The sequence below is a fragment of the Hahella sp. CR1 genome (assembly GCF_029813005.1).
Taxonomy (GTDB): Bacteria; Pseudomonadota; Gammaproteobacteria; order Pseudomonadales; family Oleiphilaceae; genus Hahella.
The window spans coordinates 324,221-339,884 of sequence record NZ_JAPELK010000005.1 but is presented as its reverse complement, the minus strand read 5'-3'; the positions used below and the strand labels follow the sequence as shown (position 1 = coordinate 339,884).

The window sequence follows — 15,664 nt, the reverse complement described above, 5'->3', positions numbered from 1 at the left end:
TGGAAGGAAAGAAAGAAAACGGCTCGCATTCTGCGAGCCGTTGAGGTCAGTTGTCGTCGAGGTGACGGCCCAGGAGGGCGTGGTAGATGTTCTGGTCGTTGATGACGCCGGATATTTCTTTTTCTCCGCCAACCAGTATCGCGTGGCCGGTGAAGTGGCGGATGGCCACTACGTCTCGCATGAGCGTATCCGCTGGGATAATCGTGGGCAGCTTTTGCAGGCTTTCCACGTCTTGCTCCGTACTCCAGCGTTGCACAGGAAATACGGCGTCCGCGTACCGAACCTGGCTTTCTTCCAGCTTGTCCGCCGTTTTAAGCCAGTAGTCGTAGCGCTTGCTGACGCAGATTTCGTCCGCCGCCTTTTCCTCTTTGGTCAACGGACGCATCAGTGATTGCGCCAGCAACACATTGACCGGGTTGGTGTGCGAGACAAAGCTGCGCACATATTCATTAGCGGGGTTCAGCACAATGTTTTCTGGCGTGTCATGTTGCACGATGCAGCCATCTTTCATAATGGCGATGTGACTGCCGAGCTTCAGCGCTTCATCCAAATCGTGACTGACAAAAATCACGGTTTTGTTCAGCTTTTCCTGCAGTCGCAACAGCTCATCCTGCAACTGATTTCGAATCAGCGGGTCCAAAGCCGAGAACGGCTCGTCCATCAGGATAATATCGGACTCCATCGCCAGCGCCCGCGCCAGGCCGACACGCTGCTGCATGCCGCCGGACAGTTCGCCGGGCTTGGTGTCGCGCCATTGCGCCAACCCCACCAGTTCCAACTGCTCGTCCACACGCTTTCTTACCTGTGCGCGGCTCATGCCTTTCATTTCCAGACCAAAAGCGACATTCTCTCCCACCGTCAGCCAAGGCATCAGCGCAAACTTCTGGAACACCATGGTGATGCGCTCCAGTCGCAGCTTGCGCTGCTGCTCCACCGACAAGGCAAAGAAGTCCTGCTCGCCGTCTTCCGTGGTGATGAGGACCTGTCCCCGGCTCACGTCATTCAAGCCATTCGCTGTGCGCAACAAGCTGGACTTACCGGAACCGGACAGCCCCATCAGCACACAGATCTCGCCCTTTTCTACTCGCAAGCTGGCGTTATTGACGGCGACGGTGTGACCGGTGCGGTCGAGAATCGCTTCCCTGTCCAGACCTTCATCCAGCATGCCTAAGGCCTGCTGGGGCTGGTCGCCGAACACCACGTCTACGTTTTTAAACTCAATCATGGCAATTGCCCACTACTTTTTCAGCAGAGACCAAGCGCAATGCGCTCAGGCTCTTTTAAACAGTCTGTCCAATAAAATGGCGATCAGTACGATAGCCAGGCCAGCTTCAAACCCGGTGGCGATATCCACGGTATTCAAAGCGCGCACCACCGGCTTGCCCAGTCCGTCCGCGCCAACCAGGGCCGCGATAACCACCATGGACAGAGACAACATGATGCACTGAGTGACGCCCGCCATAATGCTGGACATCGCCGCGGGGATTTCGACTTTCAGCAACAATACGCTGGGTTTACAGCCGAACGCTTTACCCGCTTCCAATAATTCTTCCGGCACCTGCGTGATGCCCAGATGGGTCAAACGGATCGGCGCGGCGATGGCGAAGATCACGGTTGAAATCAGGCCAGGTACGACGCCCAGACCGAACAGGGTCAGGGTCGGAATCAGATAAACAAAGGTCGGGATCGTCTGCATCAGGTCCAGCAATGGCCGCATACCACGATACAACCAGGGACGATGCGCGGCGGCGATGCCGATAGGAACCCCGAACAGCACGCAGAATCCGGTCGCAAACAGAACCAGCGCCAGTGTTTCGATGGTTTCCTCCCAGTACCCCATATTCCAGATGAGACCCAGGGCGAACAGTGCGAATAACGGCGATGACCAGTTGCGATGACGCCAGGCGGCGAATGCCACGATGGCGGCGATAAATAACCAGGGCGGCGCAAACAGCAGCGCTTCGGTGAGCCCCTGGATCAGGTATTCCAGACAAACGGCGACACCGTCGAAGAAGGCGCCGCCATGGTCGATGAGCACATCGACCAGGCTTTCCATCCAATCGCCGACTGGCAGTTTGTAGCTGCTGAGAGCGCTTAAATTACTACTCCAGTCCATACCTGCGCCTGCTTACATCAGGTCCAGGTGTTTTTTCACTGCCGGCGCCGCTGGCTTGCCGTCAATGGTTTCCACACCCTGCAACCAGGCTTCGACGCTGTCGAAGTTTTCCTTCAGCCAGGCTTTGGCCGCCGCTTCAGGCTTTTTCTTGTCATCCAGAATCGCGCCCATGACTTCGTTTTCCATCTGCAGGGAAAACTCCAGGTTGTTCAGCAGTTGCGCCAGATTGCCGCACTCGCTCATCAGGCCTTTACGCACGTTAGTGAATACAGATGCGCCGCCGAAGTTGGGACCGAAATAGTCATCGCCGCCGCTGAGATAGGTCAGCTCGAAATTAGCATTCATCGGATGCGGCTCCCAGGCCAGAAACACAATCCACTCTTTACGCTTAACGGCTCTTTTCAGCTGCGACAGCATGCCTGCTTCACTGGACTCCACCACTTTGAAATCTTTCAGAGCGAAGGCGTCTTTATCGATCATATCCTGAATCAGACGGTTGCCGTCGTTGCCAGGCTCAATGCCGTAAATACGGTCTTTGAACTTATCCGCATGCTTGGCGATATCTGCGAATGTTTTCACGCCCGCTTCCGCCACATAAGAAGGCACCGCCAACGTATACTTGGCGCCTTCCAGGTTCTTGCCGACAACTTCCACAGACTTGTTTTCCACATAGGGGCGAATATCCGCTTCCATGGTCGGCATCCAGTTGCCCAAGAACACGTCCACATCGCCGTTCTCCAGCGACTTGTAGGTCACCGGCACAGACAGTAACTGGGATTCCGTGGAATAGCCCAGCCCCTGCAGAATGACGGAGGTCAACGCAGTCGTGGCGGTGATGTCAGTCCAGCCGACATCCGCAAAAGTGACTTCTTTGCAGCTTTGCGCGCTATAGGCGTTAACACTCGTCAATAACATCAGACCGCTGATCAACAGTCGCTTGAAGTGGTTCATTATTTTTCCTCTCTTCAATCGTTCCAGAAATGGTTGGGGTCCGCCCTGCCAACAGGACGGCCTTGGCTACCGCTGCTTGTTCGCGTAGTCGGGATGAATCCAGACTGGCGCGTCGCTGGGCGGCAGCATCGAAACGCCGAGAATGTGATCTGCGCACTTCTCGGCCATCATAATGGTCGGCGCGTTCAGGTTGCCGCTGACGATGCTGGGCATGATGGATGCGTCCACCACTCTCAGTCCTTCAACGCCCCTGACCTTCGCCTCGGAATTCACCACCGCCATCGGGTCGTCATCCGCACCCATTTTGCAGGTGCAGGAGGGGTGGTAAGCGCTATCCGCCTTGTCACGGATAAATGCGTCTATTTGCTCGTCGCTGGTCACCGCGGGTCCAGGGCGCAGCTCTTCGCCACGGAATGGATCAAACGCTTGTTGCTCGAATATTTCCCGGGTCAGCTTCACGCACTGACGCATTTCCCAGCGGTCACGCTCGGTCGCCAGATAATTCGGCTCCAGCAGCGGATGTTTACGCGGGTCGCGGGACAGAATCTTGAGATAGCCAGTGGAGGTTGGACGCATAGGACCGACATGCGCCTGATAGGCGTGCAACTGCGGGTCCACGCGCCCATGATCGATCACCTGCGACGGCAGGAAGTGATATTGGATATCCGGGTGCTTCACGCCTGCTTCAGTGCGGATAAAGCCGCCTGCTTCCAAATGCGCGGTGCGGCAGGCGCCGCTGTCGTGATTAAGGAACCACTTCACGCCTTCCAGCGTCTTACGGGGCTGCTTGGTATAGGTGTACAAGGTCAGCGGCTGCGAACAGGCTTGCTGAACGTAGAACTCCAAGTGATCCTGCAGGTTCTGACCTACGCCGGGCACATGCGCAACAACGGGAATCCCCAGAGACTGCAACTGAGTTTCATCGCCAATGCCGGAGAGCATCAAGGTCTGCGGCGAGTTGATAGCGCCGCCGGATAAAATGACTTCCCGCTCCGCTTTCACTTTGATCAGCACGCCGTTTTGCTCGTATTCGACGCCAATGCAACGGCCCTTATCGAACAACAGACGGGTCACCATTGCGCCGGTCTCAGCCGTCAGGTTGGGACGCGACAAAGCCGGACGCAGATACGCCTGAGCGGCGCTCCAGCGTTTGCCGTGCTTGATGGTCATGTCCATCACGCCCACGCCTTCCTGCTGATAGCCGTTCATGTCCTCGGTGTAGGGATAGCCGGCTTCCATTCCCGCTTTGATGAACGCGTCGAACAACGGATTCTTTTCGTCCCCGGTATGCACGTTCAAGGGGCCGGCGTTGCCGCGATAGGCGTCGCCCCCGCGTTCACGGGTCTCCGCCTTACGAAAGTACGGCAACACGTCTTTATACGCCCAGCCCTTGGCGCCTTCTTCTTCCCAGCGGTCATAATCCAGCGCGTGACCACGGATATACACCATGGCGTTGAGGGCGGAACCGCCGCCCCACACTCTTCCCCGCGGCCAATACAGGCGACGGTTGTTCATGAACGCCTGGGGTTCGGTGTGGTAGTACCAGTTGTACTTGTCGTCCGCCAGATTGAAAGTCAGTGCGGCGGGCATGTGAATCTTCCAGGTATCGTCTTTGCGACCCGCTTCCAGCGCCAGCACGTTGAACTTGCCGCTTTCGGACAGGCGATTGGCCAGAACGCATCCAGCGGAGCCGGTCCCGACGATGATGTAATCAAAACTATTGGTAAACTGCTTGTCAGCCATAACGCTCGCTCAAAAAGGTGATTCCAGGTCCGTCATGCCGACGTAGACGGCCTTGATTTGGGTGTAGTGATTCAGGGTGGCCATGCCGTTTTCGCGGCCGATGCCGGATTGCTTGTAACCGCCCACCGGCATCTCCGCCGGTGAATAGCCGAAGCTGTTAATCCAGCAAATGCCCGCCTGCAGCTTGCCGATCACACGATGGGCGCGACGGATGTCATTGGTGAACACGGCAGCGGCCAAGCCGTATTCCGTATCATTGGCGCGCGCAATGACCTCTTCTTCGTCCTCAAAGCTGAGCACGCTCATGACGGGCCCAAATATCTCTTCCCGCACGATTCTCATGTCATCGCGACAGTCGGCGAATACCGTGGGGGCGACGAAGTAGCCGTTTTCCACGCCTTGCGGGCGCACCTGTTCACCACCGCAGACCAGCCTTGCGCCCTCCTGCTTGCCCAGCTCGATGTAGCCCATGACTTTTTCCAGGTGCGGCGCGGAGATCAACGCCCCCAGATTGGTGTCGGGATGCATGGGATCGCCAATGCGCACATTGCTTTCAACGCGGTCTTTCACTCGCGCCAGAAAACGGTCGTAAATCTCTTTATGCACAAACACCCGCGTGCCGTGGGTGCAGACTTCACCCTGGGTATAGAAGTTTCCAAGCAACGCCGCGGAGACGGCGTTTTCCAGATCGCAATCATTGAAGATCACCAGCGGCGATTTACCGCCCAGCTCCATCGTCACGTCTTTCAGAGTGGAGGCGGAGTCCGCCATCACTTTCTTGCCGGTTCCCACTTCCCCCGTGAAGGAGACTTTGGCGATGCCAGGATGGGCGGTCAGCATGCGGCCGACGCGATGATCGCCTTGCACCACATTGAAGACGCCGGCGGGAACGCCCGCTTCAATGAAAATCTCCGCCAACTTCAAAGCGCCCAACGGGGTTTCTTCGGAAGGCTTGAACACCATCGCATTGCCCGCCGCCAAGGCTGGCGCAGATTTCCAGCAGGCGATCTGCAAGGGGTAATTCCAGGCCCCGATGCCGGCGCAAACGCCTAAAGGTTCTCGACGGGTGTAGTAAAAATCTTCGCCCAGGGATTGCTGATTGCCTTCGATCGACGCCGCCAGGCCAGCGAAAAACTCAATACTGTCTGCGCCGGTCACCACATCCACGACACTTGCTTCCTGCCAGGGCTTACCGGTATCCAGCACTTCGATGCGCGCCAGCTCGTCGTTTCTGTCCCGTAACAAGGCCACGGCCTTCTGCAGCACTCGCCCTCGTTGCATGCCGGTCAACGCGGACCACTCCGCGAACCCGCGCTGTGAGGACTCCACCGCCGCCTGCACCAGACTTTCACAAGCCTGCTCAACGCGATAGATCAGTTCGCCTGTAGCGGGATTCACCACATCAAAGGTCTCGCTCGATGTGGACGCCCGATAAGCGCCGTCAACAAAAGACTGATAAACAGGAATGCTCATGCTTTATGTTTTCCTTCAAACAACTCACTTACGTAGTTCTTACAAATACGTTCCGCCTGCACCACGGACAAACCGCCAGAGCTGAGCGCGCTGCGCAGCCACAACCCATCGATCAGAGCGGCGATCGCGTGGGCCTGATCCTCCACCTGGGAAGGCGGTAGAATTTCCCGCAGGCTTACTTTCAAATTAGAGAACAATCGCCGTTCATTAACCCTTTGCAACCGCGCCAGCTGTGGGTCATGCATCGCTTGAGCCCAAAAGGCCATCCAGGTTTTCGCCGCCCGTTCACTCACCTGCAGCTTGCTGAAGTTGGCTTCGACAATGGAAAGAAGACGACTGTAGGGCGAACCGTCCTTGGATTTGGCTAGCTCTTTCAGCAGGGAGGTTTTCAAGGCTTCCAGCAGGTAGCGGACAGTCGCCTCCATCAGCGCCTGCTTGCCTCCGAAGTAGTGACTGATAATTCCTGTAGAAACTCCCGCGTAACGGCTAATGGAATTAATAGTCGTGCCTTGAATGCCATAGGCTTCCACCGACTTCAGGGTGGCTTCGATAAGCTGCTCTTTCTTCTCTGCTTCGACGACGATTTTGGGCATTTTTTATTGATTGAATGTTCAATTAAAAACATACCCTAATAGTTTGAACTCAATATTTCAATTTTGAAAAACAAGAGGAGACGAGAAGAAAGACTAACGAAAAACAGATTAAATTACTTTAATTACAAACAATTAAGCACACATAAAAGAAGAGCATTCTCTCATTGTAATTTTTTGTAACCACACAATATTTAGCATTCTAATTAGAAATGAGAAGAATTTTCTGGAATTACTTTGAGTAGCAATAATTTCTCAAAGAAAAGCTGACAAGAAGTGGGTGCACGACAGAAGAGAAACGGAGAAACGGAGAAACGGAGAAACGGAAATTATCTCAGCGCGGTAAAGGCGTCAGGCGGCGCGCCCTGGTTTTATTCGCCCGCCTTTTTCGCTAGCCCACTAAGCCCGGGACCTAGCATGGGTTTTACAGACTTGGCGTCTATCGGTTCGCCGCATTCAGAGCAAACCTGCGTGGCCGTCATCTTCTTACCGCAACCCAGGTGGACATACTCCACCGGCGGGCCCGCATCGCCAGCCATGTATTTATCGCCCCACCCCGCCATAGCGAGAATCACAGGGTATAAATCCATCCCTTTGCGGGTAAGCCTATACTCATAACGGGCGGGACTCTCCTGGTACAACGCTTTGCGCAGCACGCCGCTTTCCACCAGCTTGTTCAGACGATCCGACAGGCGATGGCGCGTGATCTCCAGACGCTTTTGAAACTGCTCAAACCGACGCACGCCCAGAAACGCTTCGCGAATGACCAACAGAGTCCAGCGGTCGCCAATGACCGATAGGGTGCGTGCGATTGAACAAGGGATATCTTGGATTTCATTCCAGCGCATAGGCGAATATGGCGTCTTATCTGGGTTAGCGGAAGAGGAATGGAGAATGACGGGAAGTATAGCTTTACAGGTTCCAGTTTGGAATTTACTATTTTGATAGTTCCAAAATAGAACTAACAAGAAAAGGAGAGTGATCATGCATGGTACCGAGACGGCTGAAAAGCACGCAGATCAACATGAGTGGCGGCCTACCGCATGCATTCTATGCAGCATCAATTGCGGCTTGGAAATGCAGGTGGACAAGGGACGCATCGTCAAAGTCAGAGGGGATAAACTGGCGCCGAATTCAGAAGGCTACATCTGCCAGAAAGCCGCCAAACTTGATCACTACCAGAATCACCCAGCCCGTCTGCGGCAGCCTCTAAAACGTCAGCCAAACGGCGAGTACGCGCCTATCTCCTGGGACGCCGCCATCGCCGAGATCACTGCGCGCATGCGCGACATCAAGGCCCAACATGGGGGCGGCGCATTCGCCTACTATGGAGGCGGCGGTCAGGGTAACCACCTGGGCGGCAGTTATTCCGGGGCTTTGCGGGCGGCTTTGGATACGCCCTATTTATATACCGCGCTGGCGCAGGAAAAGACGGGGGATTTCTGGGTAAACGGAAAACTGTTCGGCCGCGAAAGCTGCTTTGTGCTGGAGGGCATGGAACACTCTGATTACTGCATCGTGCTGGGCACCAACCCTTATATGGCCCACGGCGTGCGCAAAACCCGGGACCTGCTGAAAGCCTACAAGAAAGACCCCAACCGCACCCTGGTCGTCGTTGACCCACGCGTCAGCGAGACCGCCAAAGACGCGGACATTCATTTGCGGGTGCGCCCAGGTATGGACGCTTACCTGCTCGCCGCCATCATCGCCGTCATTTTTCAGGAGGCGCTGGAAGATACAGAATTCCTGCGTCAACACACTAACGGCTATGACGAATTGCGCCGTCATTTCATCGATCTGCCAGTGGAGCAGTACGCCACCATCGCCGGCGTCGATCCCGAGTTAGCGCGGCAGGTCGCCCGAGGTTTCGCCACCGCTAAATCCGCCACAGTCAGAGCCGACCTTGGCATCCAACACAGTTTACACAGCACGCTGAATTCCTATCTGGAGAAGCTATTGTTTCTGGTGACCGGCAATTTCAATAAACAGGGCGGCAATCATTTGATGGCGCAATTCGCCCCGTTGATCGGTCATTCCAAAGCCGATGACAAGAAAACCGCTGTCGCTGGGATGTATGGCATCGCCAAGCTGTTTCCGCCCAACATTTTGCCCCAGGAAATCGATAGCGATCATCCTGACCGCATCCGCGCCTTAGTGGTGGACAGCGCCAATCCCGCCCTGTCCGCCGCTGATACGGAAGCCTATCGAAAAGCATTCGACAAACTGGAGCTGATGGTGGTGATTGATGTGGCGATGACGGAAACCGCCCGCCACGCGCACTACATATTGCCGGCGGACAGTCAGTTTGAAAAAGTGGAGTCCACCTATTTCACATTCGGTTTCCCCACTAACTATTACCATCTGCGTCGCCCCATACTGCCCCGCAGCGGCGACACGCTTCCCGAGCCGGAAATCTACCGACGCCTGTTGGTGGGTCTGGGAGCGATTCCCGACCGCTTTCCGCTACTGGAAAAGGCCGCCAAACTGGACCGTCGCTTGCCGGTCAGCCGCGCCTTTCCGTTAGCGCTGGCGGCGGCGCTGAAACGCCATCCGCAGTGGCGCCAATACGTCCCAGTCATTTTATACGCCACCCTTGGCAAGGCATTGCCGGAAGGCATGCAATCCGCTGCGGCGATCTGGGGCGTCTGCCAGATGTACGCCGCCAAGTTCGGCTCGCAGGTTCGGCGCACCGGACTGCAAGGTAAGGGCTACACGCTGGGCTTGGCGTTGTTCAATCGTTTTCTGGAGAGTCCCAGACCTGCGCCCATCGCCACTTTCAAGGTGGAGGAAACCTGGAACCTGATCAAAACCAAGGATCGCAAAATAAACCTGTATATACCCGAACTGACTGAGTGGCTGGATCGTTTGCAAACAGAGGCTCTCAGTGAAGAGAGGGACTATCCGTTCATCCTCGCCGCTGGCGAACGCCGCGCCTATAACGCCAACCAGATCTACCGTGGACCGGAGTGGCGCAAGACGGACAAGGAGGGCCTGTTACGCATTCATCCCTCCGATCTGGCCAAGCTGGGACTGGTTTCCGGGGATAAAGTGCGCTGCCGTTCCCGACGTGGAGCCGTGGAGGCTATCGCCTCCGCAGATGAGAGCGTTTTGCCTGGAGTACTGACGTTGCCTCACGGTTTCGGCATGCTCTATCAGGATGAGCAGGGAAGACAGTTACGCAATGGTCCGGCGATCAACGTGCTGACGGACGCACAACACTGCGATCCCATCGCCAAGACGCCTTATCACAAATACGTTCCGGTTGCGCTGGAAGCCGTTGACGTCTAACCAGCAATCCCAGCCGCCGCAAAAAAGGCGACGATACGCACTCACCTAAAGAATGATTACGTCGTATCGTCGCTGCGCCGGTCTGACCGAGGAGACCGTCCCTTAACCACAATGCCCCTCACCGGCGTCAATCAGGGAGTCGGTTTATGAACTTCACTACTTCCTCAACGACGCGTTCATCCCGAAGCACCCGATAATGCCCCAGCCCCGCGGTCTGCAAGAAACGACTACCGCGCCATTTGAGGGCGAGGGCTTCACCGTACGCAGCAGGAACTTCCGCATCATCTGTATCTGATACGATCATCCCTTGCGCCTGGATGAGTGGGACATTTTTCATCAATGACAAACGGTCCCAAATATCGTCGCCAAACTCCTGCTCCATCAGTTTGCAATGAGCGAGCATGACGGCGTCCGGAACCTGCAAACGCTGTTGAAACATATCCAGCACCACCTGCATGTCCGCCGGCGGCGCCAGCATAATGACTTTGTTGGTCAATAACCCTTCCCGCACCGCCATGGCGGCGGCGATAGAGCCCAGGGAATGAGCCACCACTGCGTGCACGCCCAGAGTCTGCGCCGCCACTTGCAGAATCGCATCCCGCATCTGCAGAACATTAGTGCGCACGCCTTGCGCCCGTCCATGACCGGGCGCATCAAACGCCACAACCCGATACCCATTGTCCACCAGGGGTTTCACCATCGCGCCAAACTGCACGCCAGACCCGGACCAGCCATGGGCGCACAACACCACAGGGCCGCTTCCCCAGCTATAGACAGGGATCGTCAACGCGCCCACTTTCAGATTCATAAACACATCCGCCTTGTCCAACAGGGCGTCAAAGCGCGAGTCCAAACCATAACGTTGCGGCGTGAACCACAGGCGATTCAGCATTCGGCCCGCGCCTTGAGAGGAAATACGGGCATAGGCGCGAATCGCCCAGCGCATGGCTTTCAAGGCGAAGGGAACCTGCGGTTCCCGCAGAGGCTTGGATGGAGCGACAACCAGGGGAATGTTCGCGGACATGGGACTTCTCCTCTTAACTTGCTGGATACAATCGCCTGCGTCACGCCTTTTTTTCGTGGCGTTGTCGCAGCGGCTATGACTACAAGATAAGGTTTGCAATGCATTAGCGGGAGTGTCATATTTGACACTTAAATTGCTTTTTATGACATTTCGTCTTTTCTTTTTTCACTGCCGAATTGGATGAAGGAGTCGCCCATGAAGATCGTTTTACTCGCCCTTCCCCACTGCGCCGCCGCCTCCGTGCATGGCATTCTGGATATATTCACGACAGCGAATTACTGTCACGCCCGACTGTCCGGCGCCGCCGGCAAACGCCCTTTGGAGCCGTACTTCAACATCAAAGTCGTGACGCAGAATGACCAGCCCGTTACTGCCTACAACGGCATGGCCATTGCGCCGAATGCGGCGTTCGAGTCAGTAGAGCCGGATTTGATTATCGTCGCCTCCGCAATTGAGGCCATCACCGCCGGCGCCGCCCTGCCGGAACATCTGGCGCAATTTCATGACGCTTATGAATGGCTCCGCCGCCATACCGAACGCGGGACCATCGTCGCCAGCGCCTGCACTGGCAGCTTCGTTCTGGCCGAAGCCGGACTTCTGGAAGGCAAAACCGTCACCACCCACTGGCGCGCCGCAGAACATTTCCGCCAGCGCTACCCGGAAATCAGGTTGGACATAGATCGATTGCTCATCGATAGCGGCGACATCATCTGCGCTGGCGGCGCCACCGCCTATATCGATCTCAGCTTTCATCTGATCGAACGTTTCGCGGGCCAAGGGCTGGCGTCAGCGGTGTCCAAACTGCACCTGTTTGACAGCAAACGCCAACAACAAACGCCTTACATCACCTTCTATGGCTACAAGTCCCACAAAGACAACGCCGTGAAAAAAGCGCAGGAATGGATGGAGTCTCACTACGCCGAGCATTTTTCCGTGGACGATGTAGCGGCCTTGGCCGGACTGGGTGGACGCACATTCAAACGCCGCTTCAAGGAAGCCACCGGCGAGAATCCGATCAATTACCTGCAACAATTAAGGGTGGAAGCGGTGAAGCACCAACTGGAGACGACACTCAAGTCGTCGAATGAAATCATCTGGGAGGTCGGGTACGAGGATATCAGTTCGTTCCGGCGACTCTTTAAACGAGCCACCGGGTGCACGATGGAGCAATACCGCAAACGCTTCAGTTATGTGACGCCGCCGCGAGTCGGCATACCTGCGCTGGAAGGGCGTATTTAGGCGGGAATAGACACTTTGATGCGGGCGCCCGCCTGGGTGTTTTCCGACTCGAAGCGCCCGCCCAGGCTCATGGCGCGTTCGCGCATGGAGATCAACCCAATGCCGGCGTCCTTATCCTGGGAGGGCTTGAAGCCCACGCCATCGTCCTGAATCACCAATTCATAGTCCTTGGGACGATGTAAGGAAATCGCCACCTCTTTCGCCGAGGCATGCTTAACCGCATTGGTGACGGCTTCCTGCACAATGCGATAAATGCCGATATTGCGCTCTTCATCCAGATTGTCGCAGTGGTCGCCAATCGACAGCATAAACGAACACCCATTTGAGGACTGATTGTAATTGTTGACCAGTTCCTCCAGGGCGCCGCCCAAGCCGAGCGTATCGATAATCTCAGGTCGCAGCCGGGAAACCAGACTTCTGGCCGAGCTGTAGGCATCCGTGACGATGGATGTAATTTTCCTTCCCATGCTGGCGATCTGCGCGTCTTCACCACCCTCCCGAGCCAACTGCTCAATTTTCTGGGAGTACATCTTGATAGCGACCAGCGTGGCGTTGAAGTTGTCGTGAATTTCCTGGGCGATCAGTTTGCGTTCGCCTTCCAACGCAGTACGCAGCGTCTTTCCGAGCATGCGATTTTCCTCAACCGCCACTTCAAGGGCATGAGTTCTCTCGCGCACCTGCGCTTCGAGGATATTCTTGTGATCAAGAATTTTTTCGCGGTAGGCCAGAAACGACTGCAGCAACTGCCGTATCTCCACAATGTTGCTGCCGGCGAATTGATGCGATCCCAATCGGCTTAACTCCTCCTTGGCGTCAGTGTCGTCCACAGAGTCGACAAAGCGCGTCAGCTCCCTCACCGGGGCGGTCAGCGCCCGCGATAATAACAGCGAAAGCGCCACGCCAGTCGCCAGGATAAAAATCAGCGCCATGGAGCTGATAATCAGAGTATCCACGAGATGCTCGCGCTTGATCATCCGTGGTACGAGAAAGGTCACCAGGGAACCGATTTCTTCTCCCGAGGAGTGCTCAAGCACTGGCGTTACTTTGCGAATGAAGGCGACACCATCCGCTACCGCCTCGAAAGGCGCCGCAGGCGTCCCCTCAAACTTAAACGCGCTATCCTCAAGGTTCTCCCAGTCATAACAGCAGGGAACGTCCACCGCTGCGGATTTGTGACTGGTCGCCGCCACCTTGCCGTCGGCGTCCAGCACATAGGCGAACAGCAGAGGGCTCTCCTTAACCAGCTGCGCCAAGGCGTCTTCAATATGGACAAAGTTGCCCCGTCCAAGCAGCACGGAAATATGCTGTCGGTTAATCAACCCGGAAGTCTGATCGGAGACCTTGATCGAGTTCGCCAGCACCTGATACTGGTGTACGAAAAAGGACACCGCGAACCCAAACAAAGCGACCAGAACCGTAAACTTGATGCAACGCTGAAACGAGTACTTTCTAAAACTATCCATATTGTTAGACGCACTTTGTTAGCTGATTAAATTCCCTTAAAAGAATATACGCTGTAGATATACTCTTCGCCCTTGCGCACCGCATAGGGGCCGCCGCACTCAATAGGCAGCGCCGTATCCTCCTTGGAGAAAATCAGCATGACGTCTCCCGCGCCATACGTCCGCTGATTGCCGTTCAATTGCAGGAATTCGACTTTGCCTTTATCAAATCCCGGGTCCAGATCTTTTACCGACACCTGATAGGTATCCGGGCAAGCGATAGGATCATAGGAAAATACGGAAGGGGCCTTATAGGCTTCCGCAGGCGCGCCAATGACGTTGGTCATGTCAATGGAAGCGCCGCCATATTGCAGCCGGTTGTCTAATTCGCCATACACCACCGCCTTCACATACCAGGCCCAAAAAGCGGCCTTTTTCAGATACTTATCTTCCACCTTCGCTTCCTCGCGAGTGGGCAGAATGACCTGAACTTCACCATCTCTCTTACTTAACGGCGCGGCGTCCTTGGCGCTCGCCAGGATGGTTTGCGGATTGTTGGCGATCTGCGCGGGCATGAACGTGATGTAGTCGTCGTCGCCAATGAAGTAAACGTTATCGTAACGCCACTCCTTGGGCGGCAGCTCGCTCACCGGCACCCCGGTGAAAACGTGCTCTTTTTTCTCACTGTTCAGGTATCGGTGCGGCGTATTGGAGTATACGTCGATGCGTTTGGCGCTTTTGTTCGTCTCCACCACGCGATAGTCCGCAGCGTTTTTATTGATGACGAAGATTTCCTTGGCGGCGACGTTGAGTGACAACGCCCAAACGCCGGCCGTCAGTAGCGCGCTGGTTTTAAAATTCGAAAGTTTGCCCCGAACGGGTGATAAACAGTCTGTCCTTTTCAATCTCATTCTCCCTTACTAACTTATCGTAGGTCTCAGTAATCACGCTGATTTCATTCCGGCACATATGAGTGACGCCAACACTGGCGGCCACGTCGGATTGAGCAAGTTGCAGCACTTCGCTGAATGAATAGTGACTGGGGATGTTGTTGTTAAGCTCGTAGACTTCCTGCAAATGCAGTTCGACGCCTTGAATCAGCTCAACGGCTTCCGGCGTCAGCTTGCCATCTCCGGATATGGAGAAGGAGCGGCCGTCAAAATCCAGTCGATACAATAAGTTCGGGATAGAGTGTACGGTGGGCGCGCAGCGAATGGAAACATCCCCGTATTTTTTACTGTCCAGGGTGTCGAACTCGGCGAACTCAATCGTGTACTTGAAATACTTGGACACGCCAGGGTAGCCGTGCTCAAGGAGACTTTTAATGAAACTTTCCGTGCCCGCCGGTCCCCAGATCTTCAGGGGGCGGGTTCTTTTTTCTTCCAGATAGCGGACCAGCAAAGGTACGACTCCGAAGGAGTGGTCCGCATGGTGGTGGGTCAGCAAAACCAGATCAATATTCTGGTGCAAATCGCCCGCCCATAAGCGGGGTGGAACCTGATAACCGCAGTCGATAAGAATGGAGCTATCGGCGGACTGCAACAGGAATGAGGTGTTGCACTCTTCCGAGAAGGCCTCTCCATTACCGACAATCAGCAAATTCTTCATAACAAAAGCTTTCCGTGTTTTCCATTTTCCATCTCATCGCGCAACGCGTGGATGGCGCTCCCATGCCTGCATGGCGGCAACCTGTTGATTGCCGTCGGGATTATGCCACTAACCTATGGGTTTATAAACGGGACGCCAATGACTGTAATGTAAGGCGCTGAGATAGGTTGAAATGAAGGATCAAGGAAAA

13 protein-coding genes are annotated in these 15,664 nt (G+C 55.4%); 2 read left to right on the top strand and 11 right to left on the bottom strand.

Translation table 11 applies throughout. From position 1 onward, the window contains the following. Positions 1-46: 46 nt before the first annotated feature. The 7 genes from choV to ONV78_RS14700 form a co-directional block, all read right to left on the bottom strand. Positions 47-1,225: a choline ABC transporter ATP-binding protein gene (gene choV, locus ONV78_RS14730; RefSeq protein WP_279504142.1), complete on the bottom strand. Its 1,179-nt coding sequence runs from the start codon at positions 1,223-1,225 to the stop codon at positions 47-49. Positions 1,226-1,270: 45 nt separating this feature from the next. Then, positions 1,271-2,116, bottom strand: a complete 846-nt coding sequence (gene choW / locus ONV78_RS14725; RefSeq protein ID WP_216736394.1) for a choline ABC transporter permease subunit — start codon at positions 2,114-2,116, stop codon at positions 1,271-1,273. 12 nt (positions 2,117-2,128) lie between these two features. After that, on the bottom strand, positions 2,129-3,067 hold the full coding sequence (locus tag ONV78_RS14720) for a choline ABC transporter substrate-binding protein (protein ID WP_279504139.1): 939 nt from the start codon (positions 3,065-3,067) through the stop codon (positions 2,129-2,131). Between the two features lie 66 nt (positions 3,068-3,133). Continuing rightward, complete coding sequence (gene betA, locus ONV78_RS14715; RefSeq protein WP_279504137.1) at positions 3,134-4,810, bottom strand: choline dehydrogenase; 1,677 nt, start codon at positions 4,808-4,810, stop codon at positions 3,134-3,136. A 9-nt stretch (positions 4,811-4,819) separates the two neighbouring features. Further along, complete coding sequence (gene betB / locus ONV78_RS14710) at positions 4,820-6,283, bottom strand: betaine-aldehyde dehydrogenase (RefSeq protein ID WP_279504135.1); 1,464 nt, start codon at positions 6,281-6,283, stop codon at positions 4,820-4,822. After that, the gene (betI, locus tag ONV78_RS14705) at positions 6,280-6,876 is read right to left on the bottom strand and encodes a transcriptional regulator BetI (protein WP_216736390.1); all 597 of its coding nucleotides are present in this window, start codon (positions 6,874-6,876) and stop codon (positions 6,280-6,282) included. The genes betB and betI overlap by 4 nt, the downstream gene beginning before the upstream one ends. A gap of 368 nt (positions 6,877-7,244) precedes the next feature. After that, positions 7,245-7,721 (bottom strand): helix-turn-helix domain-containing protein, encoded by a 477-nt coding sequence (locus ONV78_RS14700; RefSeq protein WP_279504132.1) that lies wholly within the window; start codon positions 7,719-7,721, stop codon positions 7,245-7,247. Positions 7,722-7,857: 136 nt separating this feature from the next. Here ONV78_RS14700 and ONV78_RS14695 point away from each other — a divergent pair, with 136 nt between their 5' ends. After that, the gene (locus ONV78_RS14695; RefSeq protein ID WP_279504130.1) at positions 7,858-10,161 is read left to right on the top strand and encodes a molybdopterin-dependent oxidoreductase; all 2,304 of its coding nucleotides are present in this window, start codon (positions 7,858-7,860) and stop codon (positions 10,159-10,161) included. A gap of 127 nt (positions 10,162-10,288) precedes the next feature. On the opposite strand, the gene ONV78_RS14690 is transcribed toward ONV78_RS14695, so the two are convergent. Next, positions 10,289-11,185, bottom strand: a complete 897-nt coding sequence (locus ONV78_RS14690) for an alpha/beta fold hydrolase (RefSeq protein WP_279504128.1) — start codon at positions 11,183-11,185, stop codon at positions 10,289-10,291. A gap of 195 nt (positions 11,186-11,380) precedes the next feature. Here ONV78_RS14690 and ONV78_RS14685 point away from each other — a divergent pair, with 195 nt between their 5' ends. Next, entirely contained in the window at positions 11,381-12,424 is a 1,044-nt protein-coding gene (locus ONV78_RS14685) for a GlxA family transcriptional regulator (RefSeq protein ID WP_279504126.1), read from the top strand. Here the strand turns inward: ONV78_RS14685 and ONV78_RS14680 are convergent. Genes ONV78_RS14680 through ONV78_RS14670 form a run of 3 tightly spaced genes read right to left on the bottom strand, consistent with a single transcriptional unit; the run spans position 12,421 to position 15,474 of the window. Then, positions 12,421-13,887 (bottom strand): sensor histidine kinase, encoded by a 1,467-nt coding sequence (locus ONV78_RS14680; protein WP_279504124.1) that lies wholly within the window; start codon positions 13,885-13,887, stop codon positions 12,421-12,423. The two genes, ONV78_RS14685 and ONV78_RS14680, sit on opposite strands and share 4 nt — an antisense overlap. Before the next feature lie 26 nt (positions 13,888-13,913). Then, positions 13,914-14,684, bottom strand: a complete 771-nt coding sequence (locus tag ONV78_RS14675; RefSeq protein WP_279504123.1) for a hypothetical protein — start codon at positions 14,682-14,684, stop codon at positions 13,914-13,916. A 34-nt stretch (positions 14,685-14,718) separates the two neighbouring features. Beyond that, positions 14,719-15,474 carry a ribonuclease Z gene (locus ONV78_RS14670; RefSeq protein WP_216736383.1) on the bottom strand — a complete coding sequence of 252 codons (756 nt, stop codon included), beginning with the start codon at positions 15,472-15,474 and terminating at the stop codon, positions 14,719-14,721. Between the last annotated feature and the right edge of the window lie 190 nt (positions 15,475-15,664).

Excerpts from the sequence above, each read along its gene's own strand:
- ONV78_RS14700 (WP_279504132.1), bottom strand. The coding sequence starts at position 7,721 with ATGCGCTGGAATGAAATCCAAGATATCCCTTGTTCAATCGCACGCACC.
- choV (WP_279504142.1), bottom strand. The coding sequence starts at position 1,225 with ATGATTGAGTTTAAAAACGTAGACGTGGTGTTCGGCGACCAGCCCCAG.
- betB (WP_279504135.1), bottom strand. The coding sequence starts at position 6,283 with ATGAGCATTCCTGTTTATCAGTCTTTTGTTGACGGCGCTTATCGGGCG.
- ONV78_RS14690 (WP_279504128.1), bottom strand. The coding sequence starts at position 11,185 with ATGTCCGCGAACATTCCCCTGGTTGTCGCTCCATCCAAGCCTCTGCGG.
- ONV78_RS14720 (WP_279504139.1), bottom strand. The coding sequence starts at position 3,067 with ATGAACCACTTCAAGCGACTGTTGATCAGCGGTCTGATGTTATTGACG.
- choW (WP_216736394.1), bottom strand. The coding sequence starts at position 2,116 with ATGGACTGGAGTAGTAATTTAAGCGCTCTCAGCAGCTACAAACTGCCA.
- ONV78_RS14685 (WP_279504126.1), top strand. The coding sequence starts at position 11,381 with ATGAAGATCGTTTTACTCGCCCTTCCCCACTGCGCCGCCGCCTCCGTG.
- ONV78_RS14670 (WP_216736383.1), bottom strand. The coding sequence starts at position 15,474 with ATGAAGAATTTGCTGATTGTCGGTAATGGAGAGGCCTTCTCGGAAGAG.
- ONV78_RS14695 (WP_279504130.1), top strand. The coding sequence starts at position 7,858 with ATGCATGGTACCGAGACGGCTGAAAAGCACGCAGATCAACATGAGTGG.
- betA (WP_279504137.1), bottom strand. The coding sequence starts at position 4,810 with ATGGCTGACAAGCAGTTTACCAATAGTTTTGATTACATCATCGTCGGG.
- ONV78_RS14680 (WP_279504124.1), bottom strand. The coding sequence starts at position 13,887 with ATGGATAGTTTTAGAAAGTACTCGTTTCAGCGTTGCATCAAGTTTACG.
- betI (WP_216736390.1), bottom strand. The coding sequence starts at position 6,876 with ATGCCCAAAATCGTCGTCGAAGCAGAGAAGAAAGAGCAGCTTATCGAA.